Source organism: Dorea sp. 210702-DFI.3.17, from assembly GCF_020560825.1.
Classification (GTDB): Bacteria; Bacillota; Clostridia; order Lachnospirales; family Lachnospiraceae; genus Dorea; species Dorea formicigenerans.
Genome location: NZ_JAJCNB010000057.1, coordinates 1 through 8,336 on the forward strand (window position 1 = coordinate 1; position 8,336 = coordinate 8,336).

The following is an 8,336-nucleotide window of genomic DNA, read 5'->3' on the forward strand; positions in this document are numbered from 1 at the left end:
AAGTAAAAAACTACTTTTCACACTACTAAAATCCTTAACTTAATGACATTGTTTTAACATTTTACTACGTCCCCAATTTACAATTTTTTTATTCTGCTACGTCTTTCATGCTGAATGAGAATCTTCCCATCTTATCTTTTCCAAGGCATACAACTTTCACTGTATCGCCAAGTGTCAGGACGTCTTCTACATGATTCACTCTTTCTTTTGAAATTTTAGAAATGTGTACCATTCCTTCTTTACCTGGTGCAAACTCAACGAATGCTCCAAACTCTTTGATGCTGATGACTTTTCCTTCCAGAACCTGTCCGGCCTCAAAGTCAGTAACGATTGTATAAATGAGCTTTCTTGCCTGCTCCATTCCTGTTGCGTCTGTTCCGCAGATAGATACTGCACCATCGTCTGTAATATCAATCTTCACACCTGTCTGCTCAATGATCGCATTGATTGTCTTTCCTCTCTGACCGACAACATCACCAATCTTCTGAGGATCGATCTGCATCTGGATAATCTTAGGTGCGTATTCTCCGACCTCAGCTCTTGGCTCATTGATTGCTTTGGACATAACCTCATCCATGATGTAAAGTCTTGCTTTTCTTGTCTTTGCAATTGCCTCTTCAATGATGGCTCTTGTCAATCCGTGAATCTTGATATCCATCTGGATAGCTGTGATACCTTCATGTGTTCCGGCTACCTTGAAGTCCATATCTCCGAAGAAGTCTTCCAGTCCCTGGATATCTGTCAGTACAAGGTAATCATCATCAGTATCACCTGTTACAAGTCCACAGGAGATTCCTGCTACTGCAGATTTGATTGGTACACCTGCTGCCATCAGAGCCATAGAAGATGCACATACACTTGCCTGTGATGTGGATCCATTGGACTCAAATGTCTCAGATACTGTACGGATCGCATATGGGAAATCTGCCTCACTTGGAAGTACTGGTACAAGTGCACGCTCAGCCAGCGCTCCATGTCCAATCTCACGGCGTCCCGGTCCTCTGGAAGGTCTTGTCTCGCCTACAGAGTATGATGGGAAATTATAGTGGTGCATATATCTCTTTATTGTCTCTGCCTCGTCAAGTCCGTCTAATCTCTGTGCCTCAGATAACGGAGCCAGTGTACAGATATTACAGATTTGTGTCTGTCCACGAGTAAACATTGCAGAACCATGAACTCTAGGAATCAGGTCTACCTCTGCTGCCAGTGGTCTGATCTGATCGATCTGTCTTCCATCTGGACGCTTGTGGTCTTTTAAGATCATCTTACGAACAGTCTTCTTCTGGTACTGATATACAGCATCCGGAAGAATTGCAAGCCACTCTTCATTGTCTGCAAATGCTTCTTCTAACTTTTCTGTAACAACACGAATATTTTCTTCTCTAGTCTGCTTGTCATCCGTAAATACAGCTTCTTCCATCTCTTCTGGAGTTACCACTTCTTTCATAGCTGCAAATAACTCTTCCGGTACAGCAAAGCTCTCATATGAGTGCTTTGGCTTTCCACACTCAGCTACGATTGTATCAATGAATTTGATCACTTCCTGGTTCACTTCGTGAGCCTCGAAGATTGCATCGATCATCTGCTGCTCCGGCACTTCATTGGCACCGGCCTCGATCATGATAACTTTCTCTCTTGTAGATGCAACAGTCAGGGCAAGATCTGATACAGCTTTCTGCTCTGCAGTCGGATTAATCACAAACTCGCCATCAACAAGTCCAACCTGTGTTGTAGAGATTGGTCCATCAAACGGAATATCTGAAATAGTTGTTGCAATTGCAGCACCAAGCATAGCTGTAAGCTCCGGTGAGCAGTCCTGATCTACAGATAATACCAGATTCTCCAGTGTTACATCGTTACGATAATCTTTCGGGAACAGCGGACGCATCGGACGGTCGATAACACGATCTGTCAGAACTGCATTCTCAGATGCCTTTCCCTCTCGTTTATTAAATCCTCCCGGAATCTTTCCTACAGCGTACATTCTCTCATTGTACTCTACACTTAATGGGAAGAAATCAATTCCTTCTCTCGGCTTTTCAGATGCAGTTGCCGTACACAGAACAGTCGTATCACCGTAATGCATCAGAACAGCACCATTTGCCTGCTTTGCAACTCTGTCTACATCTACGCGAAGAGTTCTTCCAGCCAGTTCCATCTCAAACTTTTTGTACATAGTGTTCTCCTTTTTCTCTATTACTCTTGAACTCACGGGATACCATATGAAAATCCCACGCTCTCGTATTCTCTCACTTTTGGTATCTCATGTATTATTCATCGGCCGGGGAACACCGAAACTACTGAAAAATGTACTTTTCATCGAAGCAAATACCCTTTTCAGTGGTCTCGGAGTGTTATCCCCGTCCATAATCTTTAATATTATAACATACATATATAAAATGTGCCATATAAAAATTCATATTACATGGTATCGGCTTTTTGGGGATTTTGGGCTTTTTTATATTAGAAAATGCGATTTCCTACTATAGAAAAAGAGACGCCCATAAAATGAACGTCTCTAAACATAGCTGAATTATTTTCTCAGTCCAAGCTTCTCGATCAGTGCACGATATCTCTCGATATCTGTCTTCTTAAGGTATGCAAGAAGTCCTCTTCTCTGTCCTACCATCTTAAGAAGTCCTCTTCTTGAGTGGTGATCTTTCGGGTTAGCTTTGAAATGATCTGTAAGATCATTGATTCTAGCTGTCAGGATAGCAATCTGTACTTCCGGTGATCCTGTATCCCCTGCTGTTCTACCATATTCTGCAATAATCTGTTCTTTCTGCTCTTTTGTTACCATGTTGTGGTTCCTCCTTAAATTCTTATATATCGCCTGGTATTAAGTAACGGTTGGAGATTCCTATTACCGAACACCGGCTAACTCACTTGACTAATATATCATATATACTTTATCTTGTAAAGCACTAATTTTATGCTTAAATTTGAATGCTTAAATTTTAAAATACTGTCTGCCGCTGGCGATATCTTTATCCACACGCGCTTTCAGTTCTTCTTTATTTTCAAATTTCTGCTCCGGTCTGACGAACTCAATCAGTTCCACCATAACTTCTTTTCCATAAGCATCTGCTTCATAATCAAATAAAAATGTCTCAAGCCACACTTTTTCTTCGTTGGATACTGTCGGTCTGACTCCCACATTTGCAATACCATTATATCCATAACCGTCTATATACGCCCGGCACAGATACACGCCTCTCGGCGGTATAATCTTGCGCTTCGGCCATGCAATATTCATCGTTGGAAATCCAAGTGTTCTTCCAAGTTTATGTCCATGCTCTACCGTGCCGCAGATTCCATAAGAATAACCCAGAAGTCTGCCGACCAGATCCATGTTTCCGGTTCCCAGTATCTTCTTTGTGTAGGTACTGCTGATAATATGATTCTCATACCGTATCTTTTCCAGAACGATCAGGCGGTATCCATATCTCTCCTGGAACTTGTCCAGCATATAGATATCTCCTTCCTTATTATATCCAAACTGGAAATCTGTACCTACTACTACATAAGCTGCATGAAATGTTCCGATGATAATATTCCGGATAAAATCCTCAGCTCTCATCTGACGGATTTCATCTGTAAATGGACAGTCGACTAGATAATCCACCTCATCCTCCAGATGAATCTGCCGTTCCTGCGGAAGCATCAATAGCGCCGGTGAATCCATATCGAACGCACATACTACACTATCTACATCATCTTTGTCCTGCAGTTTTTTCACTGTGTCAACGAGCGTCATATGCCCTTTATGAAGTCCGTCAAACTTTCCAAATGTCACTGCTGTCTTTCTGGCATTGTCATAATGCTCAAGACCTCTGATATACTGCATCTATTTTTCCTCTTTTATATAAAACATTTTCCGTATCCGGTACTCACGTTCTTTCTCGTGATACTGATACACCCCAATAAAATCTTCTACATCATCATATACCCTGACATACGCTTCGTCCAGAATATTTTCATCTTTCCGGACATCTCTGTCTTTGATCCCATTGCCATTATACGCAAGTCTCGCCGCTTCTCCCGACACAATAATGCTCGGATAATTTGCGAACATTTGATCAATTGGAACCAGTATTTCTGACAGTCTGTCTTCTTTCTTTAATACCTCGATCTGTGCAAGTGTCAGACTGTCCTTTATCTCAAATCTGCTTACCTTTGTTCTTGTAAGCTTTTCCATACATGCACCACATCCAAGCTTCTGCCCGATATCGTGGCACAGTGTACGGATATATGTTCCTTTTGAGCAATGAACCTTCATTGTCACCCGTGGCAATGCTATACTTAGGATTTCAATATCGAAAATCTGTACCCGTCTTGCCGCACGCTCTACAGTCTTGCCTTCTCTGGCAAGCTCATAAAGCTTCTTGCCGTTGATTTTAAGCGCGGAATACATAGGTGGAACCTGATTGTAATCCCCCACAAAATCTAAAACTGCAGCCCGGACCTGTTCTTCTGTAATCTCGTCTGTCTCACTGCTTTTTAGTATCTGTCCGGTTGTATCCTGGGTATCTGTCTCCACACCCAGAAGCATCACAGCCTCATAGACTTTGTCTTTATCTGTCAGCATATCGCACAATTTTGTTGCACGTCCCAGACATACAGGCAGCACACCGACCGCATCCGGATCCAATGTGCCTGTGTGACCGATTTTCTTCTGTCCCACGATTCCACGAAGCTTTGCAACCACGTCATGAGAAGTAAATCCCTGCTCTTTATATACATTTATAACTCCGTGTATCATGCCTGTCCTTTCAACTGCTCATCAATGCGCTCTGCCAGATTATTCAGAATATCCTGCGGCGTACCTGTCATAGTAACTCCAGAAGCTTTTTCATGTCCACCGCCGCCAAAATATCCTGCAATCTTGCTTACATCAACTTCATTCCCAGAACGAAGGCTGACTTTAAATACATTCTGATCCAGCTCATACATAAAAATAGCAACTTCCACGCCTCTGGTATTACGGAGCTGGCTTACGATCCCGTCAAGATCTTTTGGCTTTACACCATAGAAATCCATGACTTTCTTACGAATATAGGAGACGATACATTTTCCTTCCATGAACAAAAAGCTCTCCACCAGTGCACGTCCGAAAATCTGCATTCTCGCATAAGATTTTTCGTAAAATGTATCCATAATAAGATCTGCCGCATCAATTCCAGTCTCCAGAAGTTCTGCCGCCGCACGAAATGTAGATGGTCCGGCACAGGAATACTGAAATACTCCTGTATCATGTACGATTCCTAGATACAGTGCTTCTGCAATCTCTTTTGTAATCTTATCTTTATCAATCAGATTGTAAACAAGCTCTGAAGTGGAGCTTGCATCTGGTACAACATAATTATCCTGTGCAAAACAGATATTGCTGACATGATGATCAATACAAAGTGTATGTCCTGCACTTACGAACAGTGGCACAGAAAACTCCAGTCTTCCGGTATCTCCACAGTCCAGTACAATGAACAGATCATAATGTTTACTCTCGTCAATCTCATGTAAAATCTCATCCGTCCCTTTGATTCTGTAAAATGTAGATGGGATTTCCTCCAGAAAAACGTCCACTTCTTTGTCTGGATAATTATTCTGGATATACTGATACATTGCCATACAGGATCCGACACAGTCGCCATCCGGACGCACATGTCCTCCGATGGCGATTGTTTTTGCCGGTTCCAGAATCTTATTCAGATTCAACATCTTCATCACCTTCTGTGTTCAGATCTTTTGTTACTTCATCAATCTTCTTGGACATGTTAACACCATACTCAATAGACTGATCCAGAATGAACTGAATCTCCGGAGTGTTTCGCATATTCAGAGTTCTTGCCAGTTCGCGGCGGATAAATCCTTCTGCACTTCTCAGTCCTTTGATCGTATCCTCCTGCGCCTTTACGTCACCGAGAACGCTGATATATGCTTTACATGTCTTAAGATCTGGTGCCACCTCGACTGCTACAACAGATGTCCACGGAGCTACCCGCGGGTCTTTTAAGCCCCGGCGGATAATCTCACTGAGTTCACGCTGTACTTCAGTGTTCACTCTTGTATTCTTAATACTTCTTTTTCTCAATTTCTATTCCTCCTAAGAGAAGGCTTTTCACATGATTTCCCTTATCTTGGAACCTCTACCATCTTGAAGGCTTCTACAAGGTCACCCTCTTTGATATCATTGAAGTTTGCAAATACGAAACCACACTCATAGCCTGCTTTTACTTCTTTTACATCATCTTTGAAACGTTTCAGAGACGCAAGCGGTCCTTCAAAGATCACAATTCCATCTCTTGTCAGACGAACTGAGCAGTCACGCTCAAACAAGCCATCCAGTACATAGGAACCTGCAATAGTTCCGACACCGGAAGCCTTGAATGTCTGACGCACTTCTGCATGACCAAGTACTTTTTCTTCGAATACCGGATCAAGCATTCCTTTCATAGCTGCCTCTACATCCTCAATCGCATTATAGATGACACGATACAGACGTACATCTACGCCCTCTCGCTCTGCTGTTTCTTTTGCAGTTGCATCCGGACGTACGTTAAATCCAATGATAATTGCATTAGATGCAGATGCAAGGCTGACATCAGACTCATTGATCGCACCAACACCACCATGGATCACTTTTACAATAACTTCGTCGTTAGATAGCTTCAGAAGGCTCTGTTTTACAGCCTCTACAGATCCCTGTACATCAGCCTTAACGATCAGATCAAGTTCTTTTAAATTACCTTCCTGAATCTGTGTAAACAGATCATCCAGGGAAAGTTTTGACTTTGTATCTTCAAGAAGTTTCACTTTATTCTGAGCAATAAATGTCTCAGCAAAGCTTCTTGCCTCTTTTTCATTCTTACAGCATACTACAACTTCTCCTGCATTCGGTACATCATCAAGTCCAAGAATCTCTACTGGAACAGATGGACCTGCCTCTTTGACACGTCTTCCCTTGTCATCCATCATAGCTCTTACTTTACCATGTGCAGAACCTGCTGCAATTGCATCTCCGACACGGAGTGTACCTTTCTGCACAAGTACAGTTGCAACCGGACCTCTTCCTTTATCAAGCTGTGCTTCCAATACAAGACCTCTTGCACGGCGGTTCGGATTTGCTTTTAATTCCATAACCTCTGCAGTCAGAAGGATCATTTCCATCAGTTCTTCCAGACCTTCTCCTGTCTTAGCAGATACCGGAACAAAAATAGTACTTCCACCCCAGTCCTCTGCAATCAATTCATACTCTGTCAATTCCTGTTTTACACGATCAACATTAGCACTCGGTTTATCAATCTTGTTGACAGCCACAATAATCTCAACACCTGCAGCTTTTGCATGGTTGATAGCCTCAACAGTCTGTGGCATGACACCGTCATCTGCTGCGACAACAAGGATTGCGATATCTGTAGAACTTGCTCCACGCATACGCATTGCTGTAAACGCCTCATGTCCCGGTGTGTCCAGGAATGTGATTTTTTCTCCATTTACCTCTACAACAGAAGCACCAATGTGCTGTGTGATACCACCAGCCTCTCGGTCGATGACATTTGTCTGACGGATAGCGTCCAAAAGGGAAGTCTTACCGTGGTCAACGTGACCCATGACACAGACTACAGGTGGACGTTTTTTCATCTTGCTTTCATCCTCTTCGTCCTCTTTAAGAAGTTCTTCAATCACATCAACAACTTCCTCTTTTTCACAGAGAACATCAAACTCCAATGCGATTTCTTCAGCTGTCTCGTAATCAATTTCCTGATTGACTGTTACGATTTTACCCTGCATGAAGAGTTTCTTTACAATAACCGAAGGAACAATCTTCATCTTATCTGCAAGTTCCTGAATCGTCAGAACCTCTGGAATCGTGATAGATTTGATCTGCTCTTCCTGTTTCTGCTCTTTCTTCTCTGGTTTCTGAAGCTGAGTCTTTGGCTCATTCTTGCCCTTCTTACCTTTTCCTACGCGGTCTTCGTCATGGCGGAAGTCTTTATCTTTCTTCTTAAAGTCATCCTTACCTTTTCCTTTGTTTCTCTGTGGCTTCTGACCTTCCACGATTGGCTCTGGAATTGCCGGACTGTTCTTGCGGTTGTCACGTCTGTCATCACGTCCACGATTATCACGTCTGTCATCACGTCCGCCCTGATTACGATTGTCGCGTCTGTCATCTCTTCTGTCATCACGTCCATGATTATCACGTCTGTCATCACGTCCGCCCTGATTACGATTGTCGCGGTTATCTCTTCTGTCATCGCGTCCGCCCTGATTACGGTTATCGCGTCTGTCATCACGTCCACGATTATCACGTCTGTCATCACGTCCGCCCTGATTAC

Annotated in this window: 7 protein-coding genes; all 7 read right to left on the reverse strand. The window is 42.9% G+C overall.

Going from position 1 to position 8,336, the window contains the following annotated elements; genetic code table 11:
* Positions 1–88: 88 nt before the first annotated feature.
* Complete coding sequence (locus LI149_RS14575; protein ID WP_173789362.1) at positions 89–2,176, reverse strand: polyribonucleotide nucleotidyltransferase; 2,088 nt, start codon at positions 2,174–2,176, stop codon at positions 89–91.
* Positions 2,177–2,533: 357 nt separating this feature from the next.
* A complete protein-coding gene (gene rpsO, locus LI149_RS14580; protein WP_005331040.1) occupies positions 2,534–2,800 on the reverse strand; it encodes a 30S ribosomal protein S15 in 267 nt (88 codons plus the stop codon).
* A gap of 150 nt (positions 2,801–2,950) precedes the next feature.
* Complete coding sequence (locus LI149_RS14585) at positions 2,951–3,847, reverse strand: bifunctional riboflavin kinase/FAD synthetase (protein ID WP_227143580.1); 897 nt, start codon at positions 3,845–3,847, stop codon at positions 2,951–2,953.
* Complete coding sequence (gene truB / locus LI149_RS14590; protein WP_117606084.1) at positions 3,848–4,762, reverse strand: tRNA pseudouridine(55) synthase TruB; 915 nt, start codon at positions 4,760–4,762, stop codon at positions 3,848–3,850. It lies immediately after the preceding gene.
* The gene (locus tag LI149_RS14595) at positions 4,759–5,724 is read right to left on the reverse strand and encodes a bifunctional oligoribonuclease/PAP phosphatase NrnA (RefSeq protein WP_029730391.1); all 966 of its coding nucleotides are present in this window, start codon (positions 5,722–5,724) and stop codon (positions 4,759–4,761) included. Before LI149_RS14595 ends, truB begins: the two co-directional genes overlap by 4 nt.
* Positions 5,702–6,091: a 30S ribosome-binding factor RbfA gene (gene rbfA, locus LI149_RS14600; RefSeq protein WP_005336656.1), complete on the reverse strand. Its 390-nt coding sequence runs from the start codon at positions 6,089–6,091 to the stop codon at positions 5,702–5,704. Before rbfA ends, LI149_RS14595 begins: the two co-directional genes overlap by 23 nt.
* Before the next feature lie 41 nt (positions 6,092–6,132).
* Positions 6,133–8,336: translation initiation factor IF-2 (gene infB, locus LI149_RS14605; protein ID WP_227143581.1), on the reverse strand; the 2,204-nt coding region annotated here is incomplete at its 5' end.

Excerpts from the sequence above, each read along its gene's own strand:
- rpsO (WP_005331040.1), bottom strand. The coding sequence starts at position 2,800 with ATGGTAACAAAAGAGCAGAAAGAACAGATTATTGCAGAATATGGTAGA.
- truB (WP_117606084.1), bottom strand. The coding sequence starts at position 4,762 with ATGATACACGGAGTTATAAATGTATATAAAGAGCAGGGATTTACTTCT.
- LI149_RS14575 (WP_173789362.1), bottom strand. The coding sequence starts at position 2,176 with ATGTACAAAAAGTTTGAGATGGAACTGGCTGGAAGAACTCTTCGCGTA.
- LI149_RS14595 (WP_029730391.1), bottom strand. The coding sequence starts at position 5,724 with ATGAAGATGTTGAATCTGAATAAGATTCTGGAACCGGCAAAAACAATC.
- LI149_RS14585 (WP_227143580.1), bottom strand. The coding sequence starts at position 3,847 with ATGCAGTATATCAGAGGTCTTGAGCATTATGACAATGCCAGAAAGACA.